The sequence below is a fragment of the Haloechinothrix halophila YIM 93223 genome, assembly GCF_000504245.1.
Classification (GTDB): Bacteria; Actinomycetota; Actinomycetes; order Mycobacteriales; family Pseudonocardiaceae; genus Haloechinothrix_A; species Haloechinothrix_A halophila.
Genome location: NZ_KI632509.1, coordinates 3,373,243 through 3,391,138, shown reverse-complemented (window position 1 = coordinate 3,391,138; position 17,896 = coordinate 3,373,243). Strand labels below are relative to the sequence as shown.

Below are 17,896 nucleotides of genomic sequence, written 5' to 3'. Positions count from 1 at the left end.
GGTGCCTGAGTCCGAACTGCCGTCGGCGTCGCCTGCGTTCGACTCGCCTGGCGAGGTCGCGAAGCGGTTGTCTGAGGTCAACTATCTGGCCGAATCCGACATCGCCACCACAGTCTTCCTGGCGGAGCGGCTCGGTAAGCCGCTGCTGGTCGAGGGGCCTGCCGGGGTGGGAAAGACCGAACTCGCCAAGGCGGTCGCGGCGGCGACCGATGCCGACCTGATCCGGCTGCAGTGCTACGAAGGGCTGGACGAGGCGCGGGCGCTCTACGAGTGGAACTACTCGAAGCAGCTGCTGCGCATCCAAGCCGCGGGGTCCGACGCGACCTGGGAGAAGACCCACGACGACATCTTCACCGACGAGTTCCTGCTCGCGCGCCCACTCCTGCGCGCGATCCGCAGGGATGACCCCACGGTGCTGCTGATCGATGAAACCGACAAGGCCGACATCGAGATCGAGGGCTTGCTGCTCGAGGTGCTGTCGGACTTCCAGATCACCATTCCCGAGCTCGGCACCGTCCAGGCCGCGCGCAGGCCGTTCGTGGTGCTGACGTCGAACGCGACCAGGGAGCTGTCAGAAGCCCTCAAGCGCCGGTGTCTTTATCTGCACCTCGACTACCCCACACGGGAGCGTGAGCGCGACATCGTCGTGGCTCGGGTGCCCGGCATCGAAGCCACGCTGGTCGACCAGCTGGTCGAGGTCGTCGCGACGCTGCGGACCCTGGAACTCAAGAAGGTGCCGTCGATCGCCGAGACCGTCGATTGGGCGCGCACCCTCCTCGCGCTCGGTACGTCCACAATGGACGAATCAGCGATCAGGAGCACGCTGGGCGTTGTGCTCAAGCACCAGTCTGACCAGCTGCGCGCCGCCAAGGAATTGGGGCTACCCTGTGCCGGACGCTGACCGGACCGCGCTGCTCGATCACCACATCGCGTTCCTGGACGCGCTGCGGGAGGCCGGCTTGCCGGTGTCACTGGCAGAGGGGCTGGACGCCGCCCGCGCCACGACGATGGTCGAACCGCTCGACCGGGAGTCACTGCGCACGGCGTACGCGGCGACCGTTCTCAAACGCCAAGGCCACCGGCCACTGTTCGACGAACTCTTCGACCTGTGGTTTCCGCGCGCCATCGGGGAAGGCCGCGGCGACGAACGACAGCGGCAGGAACCGCGCGTCGAGGTCACCGGCGGCCGTGCGGCACCGGAAGACGCGCGCGCGATGCGCGCCGAACTCGCGGAACTGCTCTTCGAGGGCGATGACGCCGGGCTGCGGCAGCTCGCGAGCGAGGCGGTCGCACGCTTCGGGGAGATCGGCGGCGGCTCCGCTGGGAATGCGAGCGGACGAGGTGGTGCGGCATCGGCCGGAACCGGCGGCACCCGCGGCAAGGCGGCCGGGGCGAGCACCGGCGCCCGGTCCTGGTCACCGAACGCCGCACTGGACGCTCTCACGCCGAGGACGTTGCTCGCGGGGTTGCTGCGGAGCGACGCCGGGCGTGACGAGTTCGCCCAGTCGCTCGCCCGTCGTGCGTACCGCGAACGCATCGCGCGCTTCGAACGCGTGGTCAACGCCGAGGCGCGCCGCAGGATCGCCGAGGACAGGGGTGCGGACGCGACCGCGAAGTCCGTCGTGCGGCCACCGCTCGACCAGATCGACCTCATCGGCGCGAGCCAGGCGGAGCTCGCCGCGCTACGCAGGGAGATCTATCCGCTCGCGCGGCGGCTGGCAACCAAGAAGAGCATGAAACGCAAGCGCGGCGGCGCGGGTGTGCTCGACTTCCGCCGCACCATTCGTGCCTCGCTGGCCACCGGCGGGGTGCCGGTGAACACGCGGCACCGGCCACGCAGACCGCACAAACCGGAACTCGTCGTGCTGTGCGACGTCAGCTCGTCGGTCGCGTCGTTCGCCCGGTTCGGGTTGTTGCTGGTGTACGCGTTGAGCGAGCAGTTCAGCGCGGTGCGGTCGTTCGCGTTCGTCGACACCGTCGAGGAGGTCACGCCGCACTTCACCGCGGCGGACGACGTCGCCGATGCCATCTACCGGATGGAGCAGGGGCTGAGCATGCGGCTCATGGGTGGCGGCACCAACTATGGGCGGGTGTTCACCCGGTTCGACGAACACTACGCCGACGCGATCACGCCGAAGACCACACTGCTCGTCCTCGGTGACGCTCGGGCGAACTACGTCGACCCGGCGGCGGCGACGTTCGCCGGGCTGGTGCGGCGAGCCAAACACGCCTACTGGCTGAACCCGGAGCCGCGCGGCAACTGGGGGAGCGGCGATTCGGCCGCGCCGACGTATGCCGAGGTCGTGGAGATGATCGAATGCCGCAGCATGGCGCAGCTCGCCGACTTCGTGCGGGATCTGGAATAGCGCCGGCGTGCTCAGGTGGCGGCCCAGAGCACCGACGACAGCAGCACACCGAGGCCATTGGTAGCCCAATGCAGCCCCGCGGAGGCGAGGATGCTGCCGCTCCGACGTCGTAGCTCAGCGAACAACAACCCGGCCACGGCGGTGAACGCCACGACCCCTGCGACCACCAGCAGTTGCGAGCCTGGCCCCGTAGCGGCGTCGAGCGCGGTGTTCTGCGTGCCGAGGCCCAGCGCTGGCAGGATGTGCCACAGCCCGAACAGCACCGAGGACACCCCTGCGGCCCAGGCCATGCCGAACCGGTGCTTGAACAGCCCGAACAGCACCCCTCGGAAGGCGATTTCCTCCAGCAGCACCGTCTTGATCGGGATGATCACCAATGCGATGAACAGCGCTGACCCGATCGCGATGTCGTAGCGGACGTCGAGGAACAGCGCGCTCGTCAGCGGCAGCAGCGCGCCGATCGCGTAGATCGCGCCCACGACGAGCAGCGCAACCCCGCCATAGGCCGCGCCCTTACGCCAGGTGTGCTTGCTCAGGCCGAGATCATGCCAGGTCAGGCCCATGCGGCGGGCGAGGCCGACCAGTACGACGGCGACGGCGGGACCCGCGATGAGCCCGATCCCCGCAGGGCCGAAGCCGATGGTGAGGTTGACCGCGATGAGCAGCGCGAGGGTCACCGCGACGACGAGGGCGCGTCGCAGCGGCGTGGGTGTCGCGTTCTGCCTGCCAGCGGCGAGACGTGCCGTTACCGATTCGATATCGTCAGTGTACTTGGGCCCGTCAGCCAGCTGGCGGCAGTGGGGCGGCCAGCTGGGCAGAGCGGCGAGGCTCAGTCGCCGACCTCCGCTGGGATGCCGTTGGTGAGGCGGAGGAGCTCATCGAACGACGTCGGGAACACCGCGCTGGGTTCGCCCGCGCCACACCACACTTCCGGGTACTGCCGTAGCCAGACGTCGACCAGCGTGCGCAGCCGGGTGGGGTGTCCGACCGGGGCGACGCCGCCGACACGTTGTCCGGTGGCGTCCCGGACGAACTCCGGCTTCGCCCTGCGCAGCGACGTCACCCCGAGCAGCGTCGCGCAGCGCGTGATGTCAACCCGGTGCGCGCCGCTCGCCAGGATCAGCACCGCCTCGCCGTCGGCGTCGAAGATCAGGCTGTTCGCGATCGCGCCGACCGCGACGCCGAGCTGTTCGGCTGCCGCGGCAGCGGTCGGTACCGGCTCGGTGAAGACGTGCGGACGCCCGATGGCGCCGTGTGCGGCGAGCACGTCGGCCACGTGCGCGACGTTCGGGTGCAGCGTGGTGTCCATTGCTAGGCGCGTTCGATCATGTGACCGATGACGTCCGGGCCGGGATGGGCGTGGCCAGCGCCGTCGCGGCGCGGATCGGGGTCGGGCAGCTCTACCGGCTCGCCCTTCTCCGTCGCGCCCGCCGGGCGAGGTCCGATCCAGGCCAGCGCCAGGGCGTTCTCCCCGGCGCGGAACCGGTGTGCCCGCACACCGCCGGTCGCGCGTCCCTTGGCTGGGTACTCGGCGAACGGCGTCATCTTGATGCTCTGCCCGGTCGCGGTGATCACCTGCGGCTCGCCGTGCTCCGGGTCGTCGGTGCGGATCGCGCCGAAGAAGCGCACGTTGGCGTCCTTCGTGAGCTTCATACCAGCCATACCGCCGCCCTTGAGCCCCTGCGGGCGCACTAGCGAGGCTTCGAAGTGCAGCAGCGACGCGGCGGTGGACACGAACGTCAGCGTCTCCTCGCCGTCAGTGAGCCAGCTCGCGCCGACCACCTCGTCGTCGTCCTTCAGCGAGATCACGTCGAACTCGTCGGCGCGCACCGGCCAGTCCGGCGCGCATACCTTGACGATGCCGTTGCGGGTGCCGAGCGCCAGGCCGGGTGAGCCCTCGACGTGCTCGCCGAGGGGGGCGATGCCGACAATCCGTTCGCCGTCGTCGATCGGCACCAGCTCGGTCGCGGGCATCCCGCCGCGTAGCGACACCGTGCCGGACTGTTCGGGTAGCACCGGCAGCGGCAGCACATCCGTCTTGAACGCCCTGCCTCGGGACGTGACGAGCAGGAACTGGCCGCGCGCGGTGGTGTGCACGACGGCGGCGACCGCGTCGTGCTTGGTGCGTCCGCTGCGCCGTCGTTTCTCGGAGACCTCCTCTGACTCGGCCGCGGTGCGTGCCACCAGCCCGGTCGCGGACAGAATCACCTGGCACGGATCGTCGGCCACCTCAAGCGGGCCAGCGGGCTGCGACGCGGCGAGCACTTCCTTGAGATCGCCGTCGATCAGCGCGGTGCGGCGCGGGGTCGGGAAGTCCTCGGCGATCTTCGCCAGTTCGTCGGAGACGACCTGCTTGAGCACCGACTCGTCATCAAGGATCTTCGACAGCTCGGCGATCTCCTCGCGCAGCCGGTCGTGCTCGGCGTCGAGTTCGAGCTTGTCGTACTTGGTGAGCCTGCGCAGCGGCGTGTCGAGGATGTAGTTCGCCTGGATTTCGGAGAGTGTGAACTGCTTCATCAGGCCCTCGCGCGCGGCCTGCGCGTTCTCACTGCCCCGGATCAGCTTGATCACCTTGTCGATGTCGAGCAGCGCCTTGAGCAGGCCCTCGACCAGGTGCAGCCGCTCCTCGCGCTTGCGGCGGCGGTAGCGGGTGCGGCGGGTGACGACCTCGTAGCGGTGCCGCAGGAACACCTCGAGAAGTTCCTTGAGGCCGAGCGTATGCGGTGTGCCGTCGACCAGCACCAGGTTGTTGATGCCGAACGACTGCTCCATCGGCGTGAGCCGGTACAGGTCGGCCAGCAGCGCCTGCGGGTTGACGCCGACCTTGCACTCGATGACCAGCCGGGTGCCGTTCTCGCGGTCGGTGAGGTCCTTGACGTCGGCGATCCCGGTGAGGCGCTTGGACTTGTTCACCTCGTCGGTGATCTTCTCGATGATCTTCTCGGGGCCGACGGCATAGGGCAGCTCGGTCACCGTGATCGCTTGGCGACCCCGGCTGCCTTCCAGCGGGCCGGTCTCCGCCTTGGCGCGCATCCGGACGACACCGCGTCCGGTTTCGTACGCCTTGCGCACCTGATCCAGTCCGAGCAGCGTGCCACCGGTCGGCAGGTCGGGGCCGGGCACGAACTCCATGAGCGTGTCGAGCGAGGCGTCCGGCTTGGTGATCAGGTGCCGCGCGGCGTTGATGACCTCGCCCATGTTGTGCGGGATCATGTTGGTCGCCATGCCGACCGCGATGCCCGACGTGCCGTTGACCAGCAGGTTCGGGAACGCAGCTGGCAGCACCGACGGCTCCTCCAGCGAGCCGTCGTAGTTCGGCCGGAAGTCGACGGTGTCCTCGCCGAGCTCGCCGACCAGCAGCATCGCCTCCTGCGACAGCCGTGCCTCGGTGTAACGCGATGCGGCCGGTCCGTCGTCTGGGCTGCCGAAGTTACCGTGCGGGTCGATCAGCGGGACGTTCATCGAGAAGTCCTGCGCCAGCCGCACCATCGCGTCGTAGATCGCGGTGTCGCCGTGCGGGTGGTAGCGGCCCATGACGTCGCCGACCACGCGGGACGACTTCACGTAGGCGTGGTTGGGCCGGTAGCCGTTCTCGTTCATGGAGAACAAGATCCGGCGGTGCACCGGCTTGAGTCCGTCGCGTGCGTCGGGCAGCGCGCGGGAGTGGATGACCGAGTAGGCGTACTCCAGGTAGGAGTCCTCGATCTCGGTCTTGACCGGGTTCTCGAAAACCTGCGCGCCCGCCTGGTCGAACGCGGCGGGATCGACTCGGGTGACGGTGCCCTTGCGGCGTGCCATGGTGGGGAGACTCCTTGCGGTGATGCAGCGGCGCGGTGGCGTTGCTTGACGCTGTTGTGTTTGTTGACGCGGCGATGGTCGTGACCAGCGCGGTGGCGGTCACTAGATGTCGATGGCGGCCTTGTCGACCCGGGCGGACGACTCGACCAGCCAATTCCGCCTCGGCTCGACCTTCTCGCCCATGAGCAGTTCCAGCGCGTTCTCGGCCGCCTCGGCATCGTCGAGGGTGATGCGACGGACCGACCGAGTCGCGGGGTTCATCGTGGTTTCCCACAGCTCGTCGGCGTCCATCTCGCCGAGACCCTTGAACCGGGGGACCGGGGTGACGATGTTCTTGCCCGCTCGTTCCAGCCGCGCGACGGTGTCCTCCATCTCGCGCTGGGTGAAGGTGAAGTGCGTTTCCGGGTTGCGGCCCTTGGTCATCACCTTGTGCAGCGGCGGCATCGCGGCGTACAGCCTGCCCTCGTCGATCACTGGCCGCATGTAGCGGGCGAACAGCGTGATCAGCAGGGTGCGGATGTGCGAGCCGTCGACGTCGGCGTCGGCCATCAGGATGATGCGGCCGTAGCGCATCGAGGCGACGTCGAACGTCCTGCCGGTGCCCGAGCCGAGGACCTGCACGATCGAGGTGATCTCGGCGTTCTTCAGTGCGTCGGACAGGCTGGCTTTCTGCACGTTGAGGATCTTGCCGCGCAGCGGCAGCAACGCTTGGTATTCGGACACGCGGGCCATGCGCGCTGAGCCAAGTGCCGAATCCCCCTCGACGAGGAACAGCTCGCTGCGGGCGACGCCGGTAGTGCGGCAGTCGACCAGCTTGGGCGGCATCGCCGCGCCTTCCAGCGCGGTCTTGCGGCGGGCGGCGTCTTTCTGCTGCTTCTGGATCAGCCGCACGCGGGCGGCGTCGACGACCTTCTGCAGCACGGTCTTGGCCTCGGTCTTGGTCTTGCGCGCCGAGATCCACGCTTTGATGTGCTTCTCAACGACCTGCTGCACGACCTTGGTGATGCCCGCGGTGGACAGCTCGTCCTTGGTCTGCGATGTGAACTGTGGCTCGGGGACGCGCACGTGGATCACCGCCGTCATGCCCTCGAGGCAGTCGTCGAGCGTCGGCGGGTCTTCCTTCGGCTTGAGCAGTCCGCGCGTCTTGCTGATGGCGTCTTGCAGCGAGCGGCTCAGCGCCCGGTCGAAGCCCTTGCGGTGGGTGCCGCCGTGGACGTTGCGGATGGTGTTGCTGAAGCACTCGATGGTGCGCTCGTAGCCGGTGCCCCAGCGCAGCGCGATCTCCACCTCGGCATGACGCTCCACATTGGACCGCATCACGCCGTTGTCGTCGGCGGCGTTCTCCTTGTAGGTGCCCTCGCCGGTGATCAGCAACGTGTCGCAGACTGGCTTCTCGCCCGCGGGCGCGAGGAAGTCGACCATGTCGACGAGGCCGTTGGGGTAATGGAAGGTCTCCTCGCTGATCTCGTCGCCCACCGCGGTGCGCAGCACGTACGTGACGCCAGGCACGAGGAACGCGGTGTTGCGCAGCTTGTCCCGCACCGTCTCGATGTCCAGCGTCGCGCCGGACTCGAAATAGCGCGAGTCGTGCCAGTAGCGGATCGAGGTGCCGGTGGTCTCGGTGCGCTTCATCTTGCGCACCACCCGCAGCCCAGCCTGCTTGGTGAACTTGGCCTTCGGTCCTTGGCCGTCGAACACACCGGGCACGCCGCGCGCGAACGAGATCTCGTGCACCTTGCCGCTGCGCTTGACCGTGACGTCGAACCGGTGCGACAGCGCGTTGACCGCCGACGCGCCCACGCCGTGCAGGCCACCGGACGCCTTGTAGCCGGAACCGCCGAACTTGCCGCCAGCGTGCAGCCGGGTCAGCACCAGTTCGACGCCGGACAGCCCCGACTTGGCATGCACGTCGGTGGGGATGCCTCGGCCGTTGTCGTCGACCTGCACGCTGCCGTCGGCGTGCAGCGTCACGACGACCTTGTTCGCGTGGCCCGCGACGCCCTCGTCGGTGGAGTTGTCGACGATCTCCGAGAACAGGTGGTTGATACCCCTGCTGTCGGTGGAACCGATGTACATGCCGGGCCGCTTGCGGACGGCTTCCAGCCCTTCAAGGTGGGTGAGGTCGTCAGCCCCGTACATGTCCTCGGCGAGAGCGGTCACAGATCCTTCTCCGAAATCGTGCTGGGTCAGCTGGCGGTCAACGAAACGATCGACAGGCGCGGATCACCGGCGGCGACCGCGCCCGCTGCTATGGCAGGGTAGCGAGGGTGGGTCGCTGATCGGTGTATTTGGGCTGTGTGGTCCTCGTCGTAATTGCGACGTGTCGATGCGTGTACTCAGTGTGTACCGCCACGGGGAGTGCCCGCCGCGCCGGGGTGCGATCGTTCATCGTGGTGCTTCGCTAGGACGCTGGGCCAGGCCGCTCTCGCGGCGGAAGGGGCCTTGCTACGCCGTACGGTTGATCCCTCGTGGTGTCTGTGTTTACCTGCTGGCCGTGGCGAGCCGTTTTGTTGCGACGTTACGGAATGGTCACCGCCCGTTTCGAACCTTGAGTCGTGCGGTATCCGTTCCGTAATAAACCCGAGGGTTCGCAGGTAATGATGAGGCAGGTGCAGGAGGGCGCTGGTGAACACAACCGGCGGGCAGACGCACCCGCACCACGTCGAGGTGGAGGTGCGCGCCGAACCGCGGCAGCTGCCATGGTTGCGCGATCGCCTCGAACGCTGGCTCCGGCACATAACCTGTCCCGACGACGGCGTCGAGCGTGCGTTGCTCGCGCTCAACGAGGCGATCACCAACTCCATGGTGCATGGCTACCGGGACGGTCCCCCTGGCCCGTTGCGTGTCGTGGGCCAGCATCGGGGGGACGAGGTAGTGCTGACGGTGGCTGACAAGGGCAGCTGGAAACCCGCACGTCCCGGCGAGGGTCTTGGGGGAAGGGGCGTGCTGATGATGCAGGAGTGCGTTGATCGGGTCTACATCGAGCACACGTCGGACGGCACCGATGTCACCCTTGAGCTCGATGTCGCACATGGCCAGGCGTCCGGCCGGAACAAGGGCGAGCACCGGATCGCGGTGCGCAGCAGTGCCGATGAGGTCATCGTCAGGATCACCGGCAATGTCCCCGCGGACGCCGCCGCGCTGCTGCGCAGGCAGCTCCTCGGCGCCAGCTGTGGCGGCGTCGTCCCACTCATGCTGGATCTCAGCGCGCTTGGCCCCGTGGTCGACGGGGCGTCGCTGGCCATCAAGGAGATCGCCGATGCCGTGGCGGGGGTCGGCGGCAAGGTGGTGCTGGTGATCCCGCCGGAAAGCCTCGCGGCTGCGGAGCTGGGCATCTTTCCCGGCCACGAACTCGTCGACGTCGTCGAGTCGCTCTAAGCCGGGCGCTGGTTCGCCCGGCTACCCGCGACTGATCCATGGGTCCCTTTCGTCTCGGCTCGGGTGATCCTCACGCGTTGCCCGGTTTGGCGCCCGCGTCGTGCTGGCGAGGCGTAGGCACCGCACCGCGCCAGGAGCCGGTTTCCCGCCGCCGGTGCTCGATGAAGTCCCTGAACCGGTTGAGGTCGCCCTTGATGCGGTGCTGCACCACACCGAGCGCCGCGCCCGCCTTCTCCGGGATCGAGTTCGGTTCGTACTCCATCTGCAGGTGCACACGCGTGCTGTGGTCGTCGATCCGATGGAACGTCACCACGCCGCCGTGTTTCGGCTCGTCGAGCGACGTCCACGCGATGCGCTCGTCGGGGCGCTGCTCGGTAATCTCGGTGTCGAACTCCCGCTTCACGCCGCCGATGCTGGTCTCCCAGCGGGCGCGAGTGTCACTCTTCTGCACCACCCGGTCGACGCCCGACATGAACGCGGGGAACGACTCGAACTGGGTCCACTGGTTGTAGACGGTGCGCACTGGGCGTGCGACATCGACCGAGACCTGAATGGCCGTCATGGCTGGCTCCTCTCTGTCCTGCCAGTACGGGCCATTCCGGAGTACCCGGCTCGTCGGTCTTCACACACCGGGGTGGCTCAGCGCTGGTGCGTGTGGGCCGACAGCGTGCGGGACACGGTGTCCTCGGTGCCAGGCTCGACGCTGCCTGGCGGGCCGTCAGGTGGCGTTACTACTCGATCGGGACGCAGTTACCGGTGGTGTAGCCACCGTCGTTGTCCGGCACCAGCGCGTGCGACCCGTTGGCGATCCGGGCGCACACCTTGGGGTTGGCGCCGATGACGTTGGCCACCTGCTTGGCGTCCAGCACGGCAGGCTGCTCGTCCTTGATCACCCACGTGCCGCGATCCGTCGCGTGGGTGCCCATGCTCTCGGCAGGCGGGCTCTCGCCGTCGCTGCCCCACAGGTGCAGGTGGAAACCGCCGTTGACGTTGGGTGGCACACCAGCCCATTCGGCCTCGTAGTCCACGACGAGTTCCTCGCCCTCGAACCGGGCGCTGACCAGACACACCCAGCGCTCGTTGTCCTTGATCGCGTCGGTGCACTCCTCGTCAGGCGGTACCTGCGGCCCGGTGCCACCGTCGTCCGCGCCGCCAGCGTCGCCGCCGTCGTCCTGACCTTGGTTCTGTCCTTGTCCCTGGTTCTGGCCGGTGCCCTCATCCCCGCCGTTTCCGCCGCCGAGGTTGGCCCACACCGCCGCGCTGGCCACCAGCGCCGCGATGACCACGGCCCCCGCGACGAGCCCGATCCGCCGGAGCATGGTCCCGCGGCGGTCGCCGTTGCCGTCGTGTCCCCCGTTCCCGGCGTCGTGTCCCTCGCTCCGGACGCCATATCCCTCGCTCCTGCCGGTGTGTGGCGCGTTCGGACCGCCGTGGCCACTGCCGCCGCTGCCGTGTCCGCCGGGTGCACGCTGCCCGCCGGGCGTAGGCGGTCCGCTGCTGGTGCCGAACGTGGACATCAGCTGGGTGGGTTGTCCTGACGAGGGCCGCTGCCCCGGCGGTGTCGGGTGCTGCGACGAGGACACCTGGTGCTCTGGTGGCGACGCCTGCTGTCGCGACGTCTCCGCCGGGGGCTGGCCCGGTTGCGTCGGGGGCTGCCCCGCGGCGGCGTGGTCGGCCTTGCCTGCTCCGTTCGTGGCGTTCGCCATGCCTGCCCCAGCGGCGGCACCCGCTGCCGCGCCAACCGCGCCCGCCGCTGCCGCACCGGAACGCCCAGCCGAGGCCGTCCGCTGCGGTGCCTGGTGCGAGACCGGCTGGGTCTCCTGCTCCGCACGGTCCGCCGCGCTCGCCAGCCACGCCGCGCCGATCGCGATCGCGTGCTTCGGGTGGGCGTCCACCGCGACGGGCCTGCCCAGCTCTGCTCCCACCAGCTGCGAGACCAGCGGCATCCGCGACGACCCGCCGACAAGCAGCACCGAGTGCAACTGTTCCGGTGTGACGTCGGCCGACCGCAGCGCGCGTCGCAGCGCCTCGATCGAGCTGTACAGCGCGGGCCGCACCATCGCCTCCAGCTCCGCTCTGGTCAGCCGCACTTCGGTCGACAGCGACGGCAGCAGCACCGGGATCGAGGTATCGGTGTCCGAGGACAGCGCCTCCTTGGCCTCGACGCACTCCTCCTTCAGCCGCGCGACGGCGTTGACGACGCTGGGGTCGTCCTCGTCGAGATCGTCCAGCGCACCGTCAAGCGCCTGCGCCACGTGGTGGAACACGGCGGCGTCGAAGTCGATCCCGCCGAGTCGTTCGATGCCCTCCGGGGTGCCGAGGATCTCGAACCCGGTCGGCGTCTTGCGCAGCACGGTGGCGTCGAACGTGCCACCGCCAAGGTCGTACACCGCGACCACGGACCCGACCTCGACGCGCTGTTGCTGCGCATAGCAGGCGGCCGCCGCCTCCGGCTCGGTGGTGAACCGCACCGGCTGGTCGACATTGGCCAGCCGGATCACCTGGTCCAGCAGGTCCCGCTTGTATGGGCCCCAGTTCGCGGGGTGGCAGACACAGATCCGCGACGGCTGCTCGCCCTCGCGTTCGGCGACGTCGTCGATCACCGCGCGCAGCAGCTTCGCGGTCAGCGCTTCTGGCGAGTGCGGCGCACCGCCGAGCAGGATCGGCGTGGTGTCACCGAACCGCCGTTTGAACTCGCGCGCGACGCGCTGTGGCTCGCTCAGGCCACGCCGACTGGCTGCCTCACCGGTCAGTACGGTCTCGTTGTCACGCAGCAGCACCACCGAGGGGATGACCGCCGCCTTGCTGCCGAGCGAGGCCACCTCGGCGTGGCCGTCGCGACAGGTGGCCGCCGCCGTGAACGTCGTGCCGAGGTCGATACCAAGTGAGTACATCAGTGCTCCGTGTCATCCGGTGGCGGGTGAATGGGGGTGGCGCGGGGGATGTCCCCGAAGCAGGGCGCGCGTGCGGCGCCTACCGTGGTGGTATGGATTCCGCTCGCCCGTTGCATGAGGTTTTCGACGCGCTGTCCCGTGGTGCGCTCGATGACCCGGTCGCCGCCCTGCGCGACGCAGGACACGATCTGCCCGTCGATCTGCTCGGCGACGCGCTCGCGCACTACGCGGGCACCGCCGACATCGCGGTGGCCGAACACCTCGCGCCGTTCGTCATGGCGCACGAGGCGGGCGAGGACGCAGATCTGGCTGAGGCGCTCTCGCTGCTGGCCAGCGCGCCAAGCGGGGACATCGACGAGCTCGACGCGGTGGCAGCCGAGCCCGGCGAGACGCTGGGAATCGCGTTCGGCGCTGGCAGCGACGACCTGGACTTCGGCAGCGGTGCGGCGGACGTCGGCGAGGTGGCAGGGGACGCGGCGGGGCTGGCTGGGCCGGAAGGCGCAGCGCCGCTGCCCGAGCCCGACGTCGAGGCGCAGGGGGACGAGCTGCCGGAGCTGTTCGGCACCGGTTCGGCGAACCTGGACGATGGCGAGGAGCCGGGCGCCGGGGCCGCGGACGAGACCGGCTTCACTGGTGACTGATCTGGGCGTGCTCACGACGACCGCCCCAACTCGCTGAGCATCCCCTCGCAGGAGCGGATCGCCACGCGCGCGGCGACGGCCAGCTGGTGCCGGGTCAGCGGGTTCTCCGCACGCCGCTGCCACCGGTCAAGCGCCTCGGCGGCCGCCGCGACCAGCGCGTCGTGACCCTCATCGTCTGATAGCCGCAGCCGTTGCGAAATGCCAGCGCCCGCGCCGCCGATGAGGTGCTCCAGGTCATCGAGCACGGCGGGTTTGCCGGTCACCCATCCCGCGCGGATCGCGGAGAGCACACGCAGCTCCTGGAACGGATGCGCCGAGGCCATGATCCGCTCTACGTCGGCTGCCACCGCCTCGCTGCCCGGCCGCGGCGAAGCCCGTGTCAGCGCGTCGAGGGCGGCCAGCACCGACCGGCTCTTGAGGACGTCCCTGCGATCGAAGAACAGCGATCGGAGCAGCTCGTTCAGCTCGCCGACGCCGCTGCGCTCGGTCAGCACCGCCGCCAACTCGGTCGCCGTTGCCGCCACCCGGTGCCGCAGCACGCTGGTCGCTAGCCGGATGCCGAACAGCCCGAACCGGTCGAGCAGCTCCTCGCGCTCGGTCGATGTCAGCCCCAGCTCGGGCATCCTGGTCGCGAATCGGTCGGCGGTCAGCAGCAGCGCGTCGGCGTCGGCGACCGGCAGCTCAGCGACCCGCCGCAGCTGCGCGACCTCGGTCTCGGTCAGCGTCGCGGCCGTCTCGGCGAGCAGGCCAGCCACCGGCACCACGGTTTGCACCACCGTCCGCACCACCGGGTCGGTCGCCATCCGAGCGGCGATCTTGCCAGCCGACGTCATCGAGTCCAGCTTGCCGACGCCGATCTCGTCCGCCCGCGACAGCACGCCGATCGCGTTCACCGGGTTCGGCTGCGATACCTCGGTGTCGTGGAACGCGCGCAGGAACTCCAGGTCGTGTGAGTGCAGGTGCCGCAACAGGTAGAGCACGGCGTCGGCGGGCGCCTCGGCAGTGTCACTGTCGGATGGGGAGAGCAGATCCCAGGTCCGCTGGGCGACCGACTCCGACAGCGAGCCGATGCCGGGGGTGTCGATCAATGTCGCCGTGCGCAATCGCGCGGACGGCCACGTGACCAGCAGCCGGGTGACCTTCTCCGGTGGCAGCCCGCCTAAGTCGACGTCGATGACGCCCTCGTCGCGGTGGAAGGTGAGTTGCTGCTGTTCCCCGTCGGTCATCTCGGCGGTCACTCGGTAGGTGTGACCATCGGCGTACCAGGTGACGATGCGGGTGCACTCCCCGGCGTCGGTCGGTGCGAGACGTTCGCCGACCAGCGCGTTGAGCAGCGTCGATTTACCCGCCTTGATCCGGCCGGCCACCGCGACCCGTAGTGGCTCGTCCAGCCGGGTGCGAAGCTGGGTGAGCCGATCGCCATCCTCGGTGCCGGCATAGACGTTGATGGCGCGGGCCAGTGCCGCCCTGGTGTCGTCGAGCAGGCCGGTCACGACGTCACCGCCATGGCGTGCTCGCGCAGCTGCTTCAAGCGGGCCATCTCGGCGTCGATGTCGGAGAGCCGCTTGGTGCGCTCGGATTTGGTGCGTGCCGCCGCCTCGTTCGCGCGCTGCAGCGCCGCCGCGTTGGACGTGTTGAACTCGTCGGCGAGTCCGGTGTAGTAGTCCCGCAGCTCACGCTGAATTCTGCGTATGGTGTCTCGGGAGTCCTTCTGCGCGACGAAGCTGACTTCGTCGCAGTAGCGGCGGACGGCGTTCTTCGCCTGCGACTGCCGTGCGTTGCGCTGCCGTTTCTTCTCGTCGCGCAGCCCCTTGCGGCCCATGACGAGGCCGATGCCGAGCGCGATCGGCCCCAGTGAGATCCCGGTCAGGGTGCCGAGCATGACGAACATGATCGCGCCACCGTAGGCGCTCTTGAGTGCGACCATGGCCTGCTTGCCGACCTTCATCCGCTCCAGTTCGATCTTGTGGTCGATCTTCGCCCCCGCCAGCATCGGCTCAGGATTGCGCACCGCGATCGCGTCGAGCACTCCGCCGGACGCCTCCCGGAAGTGCTCGCCCACGCGCTCGCTCAGCTCGATCGCCCGGTCGCGGAGCATGGTGTAGTTCTCGATCAGCTCGTGCGCCACCCGCGCTTCCAGCCACGCCTCCATCTCGTGCCAGGTGTCGGCCGGGTCGCTCTCGTCGATCGCGTCGCTGGCTTCCTGCAGCACCGTGCGGATTCTGCCGCGTAGGTCGTGCTCGATGTCGGAGGTCAGGTCCGTGACGCCGTCGGTGAGCGTCTGGCTCCACTTCGCGGCGGCGGACTTCAGCGCTGAGGCGCGTTCCTTGGCCTCGGTGAGCTCGGCGACGACCCGCTTGGCCTGCTTGGGATTGTCGAGTGCGGAGCGTTCGGCCTCGAACTGCGCCTCGATCTGGGTGCACGCGGTCGCCACCTCACCCGCCGCCGTGGCGGCCCTTCGCTGCGCCGCGGCGCCGCCGACCTGCGCGGTCAGGAACGTCACCAGCTCGGGAAAGCCGGACTCGGCGTTCAGGGCGGTGTCGCCGGTCGCCGCAGCCTGGGACCGCAGGGTGGACGACACCGGGATAATCGGCGGATCGCCCAGATCACGCAGATGTTTGGCGTTCAGTTCGGCGATGGTGCGCCAGCGCGGATAGAAGTCGGTCTTGGTCAGCACGCACACCACCGCAGAGCACAGGTTACGCGCCTTGATCAGGAAGTCCCGCTCGCTGGCGGTCAGCTCCTGCGAGGCGTCGGTGACGAACACCAGCGCGTCGGCCATGGACGCGGCGGCCAGGCTCGCGGCGGCATGTGCTGAGCCGAGCCCGCCGACGCCGGGGGTGTCCACCAGCGTCAGCCCGCCGGAGAGCAGTTTGCGCGGCAGGGTCACCTCGGCGCCGACCGGGCGGCCGCGGTTCGTGTCCTGCGGTTCCGGTTCGACGGCGGCGGTCACCGGGTCGGACTCCACCACCCAGCGCCGGACGTCGCCGAGGTCGATGGGCTCGCGCGCCGGGGGCTCGCCCTCGAAGATCAGCTCCGCGCGTTGCTGCTCGCCGTAGCTGACCGAGGTGGGGATGGCGGTGGCGACGTCGTCGTCCACCGGGCAGATGTTCGCACCGACCAGTGCGTTCACCAATGAACTCTTACCTTGCTTGAACTCGCCGACGACCACGACGGGCACGCTCGGTTCCGCCAGTGACGTCGCCGCGCGCTCCAGCCGTTTCGCCAAGTCGGGCCGGTCATAGGCCTCGCAGGCTTTGATGCCTGCCGCTACCGCGGCGGTGGCCCGCGCGACCGCCTCCTTACCCGCGGGCTGGGATGCCATGGCCATCATCGTGCCTCATCATCTACTCGCAGGGAATAAGTCACGTGATTCAGTCATCGACGTGCAATTCGCTTGATGGGTTGGGTATGAGGGGTGTCTGCTGACGGCAGTGCGGGCCGGCAGGGTGCGCCTGCCGGCCCGCACTGGGACCTCTGGGTTACAAGGACGCCGGGTCCGATTCCTCCTGTGTCTGGTCGCCAGGGCCTTGCTCGGTCGACACGTCCGAGAAGCTGGCGTCGACGTCGGTGTCCTCGTTGTAGCCGCTGGCGTCGCCGCCCGCCGCTGCCGCCGAGCCGTCGTCGACGTAGTTGTCCGCGACGTTGTTGGCGTCGCCGCCGGTGCTGACGGCCGACTCCTCCACGATGGAGTCCTGCACGCTGGTCTGCGAGCCGCCACCGAAGTTGAGGTTCAGGTTGACGTCGCCGCCTTGCCCGCCGTCCGCGCTGCCGCCGGTGCCAGCGCCGCCGGTGGCATTGGCGTCACCGCCGGACCCGCCGATGCCGCCGACCGCGGTGTCGTTCGAACCGCCGAACAGGCCACCGCCACCGGTGCTGGTGTCGCCGGTGCTGCCACCGTCACCGCCGAAGCCGCCGAACGCGTCGCCACCGGTGCCGCTCGCGTCCCCGCCAGCACCACCGCCGGTGTCGATGTCGATGCCACCAGCCAGGCCGCTGTTGTCGCCGAAGACCGCGCCGTCGGCGCTGCCGTCGACCTGGTTGACCGTGTTGCCGTCGCCCACGACCGCGTCCTCGACGCTGCCGTCAGCGAGGATGCCGGTGTTCACGCCGGTGTTGACCGGGGCGTTGATGTCGTCGCCGGCCTGCACCGCGCCGTCGCCGGTGTTCGCCTGACCGTCGTCGCCGGCTACCGCGGCGTTGTCCCCGGTGTTGGCCTGGCTGCCGTCATCGGCCAGCGCGGCCTCGTCGCCGGTGTTGGCCTGGCCGAAGTTGTCGCCGTCGATGACCTGCGAGCCCTCGCCGGTGGCGGCGTTGACGTCGTCTCCCGCCGCGATGGCGCCGTCGCCGGTTGCGTTGACGTTGGTGGAGTCGACGTCGACGTCGCCGTGCACGTCACCCTCGACGTTGGTGTTGACGCTGTTGTCGATGATCGTCTCTTGGATGTTCGTGTCACCTTCGTGGGCCACGTAGGTCGCGTACTGCAGTTGCTGGACGACCTCCGTGGTGTTGTTCGCGGGCTGCGGTGGCGGCTTCACCGGTGAGCTGGCCGGGGCGGGGCTGCCGCTGGCGTAGCTCTGCAACGCCTGCTTCGGGCCGTCGCCGAGGTTCGAGTCCGCGGCACACTCGCCGATGATCTGGTGCATGTCCAGCCCGTCGAGGTCACCGCCGATGCCCTGCGCCGCGACCGCGCCGAAGGGGTCCTCCGCGAACTGCGCCGCGGCCTGCTTGTCGTTGAACAGCTGGTTGATCATGTCCTTGATCGCCTGGTAGAGCTGCGAGCTGACGTCCACTGCCATGATTGGTCTCCTTCAGTTGG

13 protein-coding genes are annotated in these 17,896 nt (G+C 69.1%); 4 read left to right on the top strand and 9 right to left on the bottom strand.

What is annotated here, in order from left to right:
- Window position 1 precedes the first annotated feature (1 nt).
- Both AMYHA_RS15535 and AMYHA_RS15530 read left to right on the top strand, forming a co-directional pair.
- The gene (locus AMYHA_RS15535; RefSeq protein WP_231104769.1) at window positions 2-901 is read left to right on the top strand and encodes an AAA family ATPase; all 900 of its coding nucleotides are present in this window, start codon (window positions 2-4) and stop codon (window positions 899-901) included.
- On the top strand, window positions 888-2,366 hold the full coding sequence (locus AMYHA_RS15530; protein ID WP_051399973.1) for a vWA domain-containing protein: 1,479 nt from the start codon (window positions 888-890) through the stop codon (window positions 2,364-2,366). The genes AMYHA_RS15535 and AMYHA_RS15530 overlap by 14 nt, the downstream gene beginning before the upstream one ends.
- 11 nt (window positions 2,367-2,377) lie before the next feature.
- Here AMYHA_RS15530 and AMYHA_RS15525 read toward each other — a convergent pair whose 3' ends face one another.
- The 4 genes from AMYHA_RS15525 to AMYHA_RS15510 all read right to left on the bottom strand — a co-directional run bounded on the left by AMYHA_RS15525 (window position 2,378) and on the right by AMYHA_RS15510 (window position 8,303).
- The gene (locus AMYHA_RS15525) at window positions 2,378-3,043 is read right to left on the bottom strand and encodes a CPBP family intramembrane glutamic endopeptidase (protein ID WP_231104767.1); all 666 of its coding nucleotides are present in this window, start codon (window positions 3,041-3,043) and stop codon (window positions 2,378-2,380) included.
- A 152-nt stretch (window positions 3,044-3,195) separates the two neighbouring features.
- Window positions 3,196-3,675, bottom strand: a complete 480-nt coding sequence (locus tag AMYHA_RS15520) for a YbaK/EbsC family protein (RefSeq protein WP_034272026.1) — start codon at window positions 3,673-3,675, stop codon at window positions 3,196-3,198.
- Window positions 3,676-3,677: 2 nt separating this feature from the next.
- The gene (locus AMYHA_RS15515; RefSeq protein WP_034272024.1) at window positions 3,678-6,164 is read right to left on the bottom strand and encodes a DNA gyrase/topoisomerase IV subunit A; all 2,487 of its coding nucleotides are present in this window, start codon (window positions 6,162-6,164) and stop codon (window positions 3,678-3,680) included.
- A gap of 102 nt (window positions 6,165-6,266) precedes the next feature.
- Entirely contained in the window at window positions 6,267-8,303 is a 2,037-nt protein-coding gene (locus AMYHA_RS15510; protein ID WP_157362548.1) for a DNA gyrase/topoisomerase IV subunit B, read from the bottom strand.
- A gap of 486 nt (window positions 8,304-8,789) precedes the next feature.
- Between AMYHA_RS15510 and AMYHA_RS15505 the strand changes: the two genes are divergently transcribed.
- Window positions 8,790-9,542, top strand: a complete 753-nt coding sequence (locus tag AMYHA_RS15505) for an ATP-binding protein (RefSeq protein WP_034272020.1) — start codon at window positions 8,790-8,792, stop codon at window positions 9,540-9,542.
- Between the two features lie 70 nt (window positions 9,543-9,612).
- Here AMYHA_RS15505 and AMYHA_RS15500 read toward each other — a convergent pair whose 3' ends face one another.
- Entirely contained in the window at window positions 9,613-10,104 is a 492-nt protein-coding gene (locus AMYHA_RS15500) for an SRPBCC family protein (RefSeq protein WP_034272018.1), read from the bottom strand.
- 169 nt (window positions 10,105-10,273) lie between these two features.
- Window positions 10,274-12,436, bottom strand: coding sequence for an Hsp70 family protein (locus AMYHA_RS27965; RefSeq protein WP_051399972.1), 2,163 nt, complete (start codon window positions 12,434-12,436; stop codon window positions 10,274-10,276).
- A gap of 92 nt (window positions 12,437-12,528) precedes the next feature.
- On the opposite strand from AMYHA_RS27965, the gene AMYHA_RS25885 reads away from it, so the two are divergent.
- On the top strand, window positions 12,529-13,077 hold the full coding sequence (locus AMYHA_RS25885; protein ID WP_051399971.1) for a hypothetical protein: 549 nt from the start codon (window positions 12,529-12,531) through the stop codon (window positions 13,075-13,077).
- An 11-nt stretch (window positions 13,078-13,088) separates the two neighbouring features.
- On the opposite strand, the gene AMYHA_RS15485 is transcribed toward AMYHA_RS25885, so the two are convergent.
- From AMYHA_RS15485 to AMYHA_RS25880, 3 genes are all read right to left on the bottom strand, one after another.
- Complete coding sequence (locus AMYHA_RS15485; protein WP_034272015.1) at window positions 13,089-14,570, bottom strand: dynamin family protein; 1,482 nt, start codon at window positions 14,568-14,570, stop codon at window positions 13,089-13,091.
- Window positions 14,567-16,402 (bottom strand): dynamin family protein, encoded by a 1,836-nt coding sequence (locus AMYHA_RS15480; RefSeq protein WP_157362145.1) that lies wholly within the window; start codon window positions 16,400-16,402, stop codon window positions 14,567-14,569. The genes AMYHA_RS15485 and AMYHA_RS15480 overlap by 4 nt, the downstream gene beginning before the upstream one ends.
- 157 nt (window positions 16,403-16,559) lie before the next feature.
- Window positions 16,560-17,876 carry a hypothetical protein gene (locus AMYHA_RS25880; RefSeq protein WP_051399970.1) on the bottom strand — a complete coding sequence of 439 codons (1,317 nt, stop codon included), beginning with the start codon at window positions 17,874-17,876 and terminating at the stop codon, window positions 16,560-16,562.
- Window positions 17,877-17,896 lie beyond the last annotated feature (20 nt).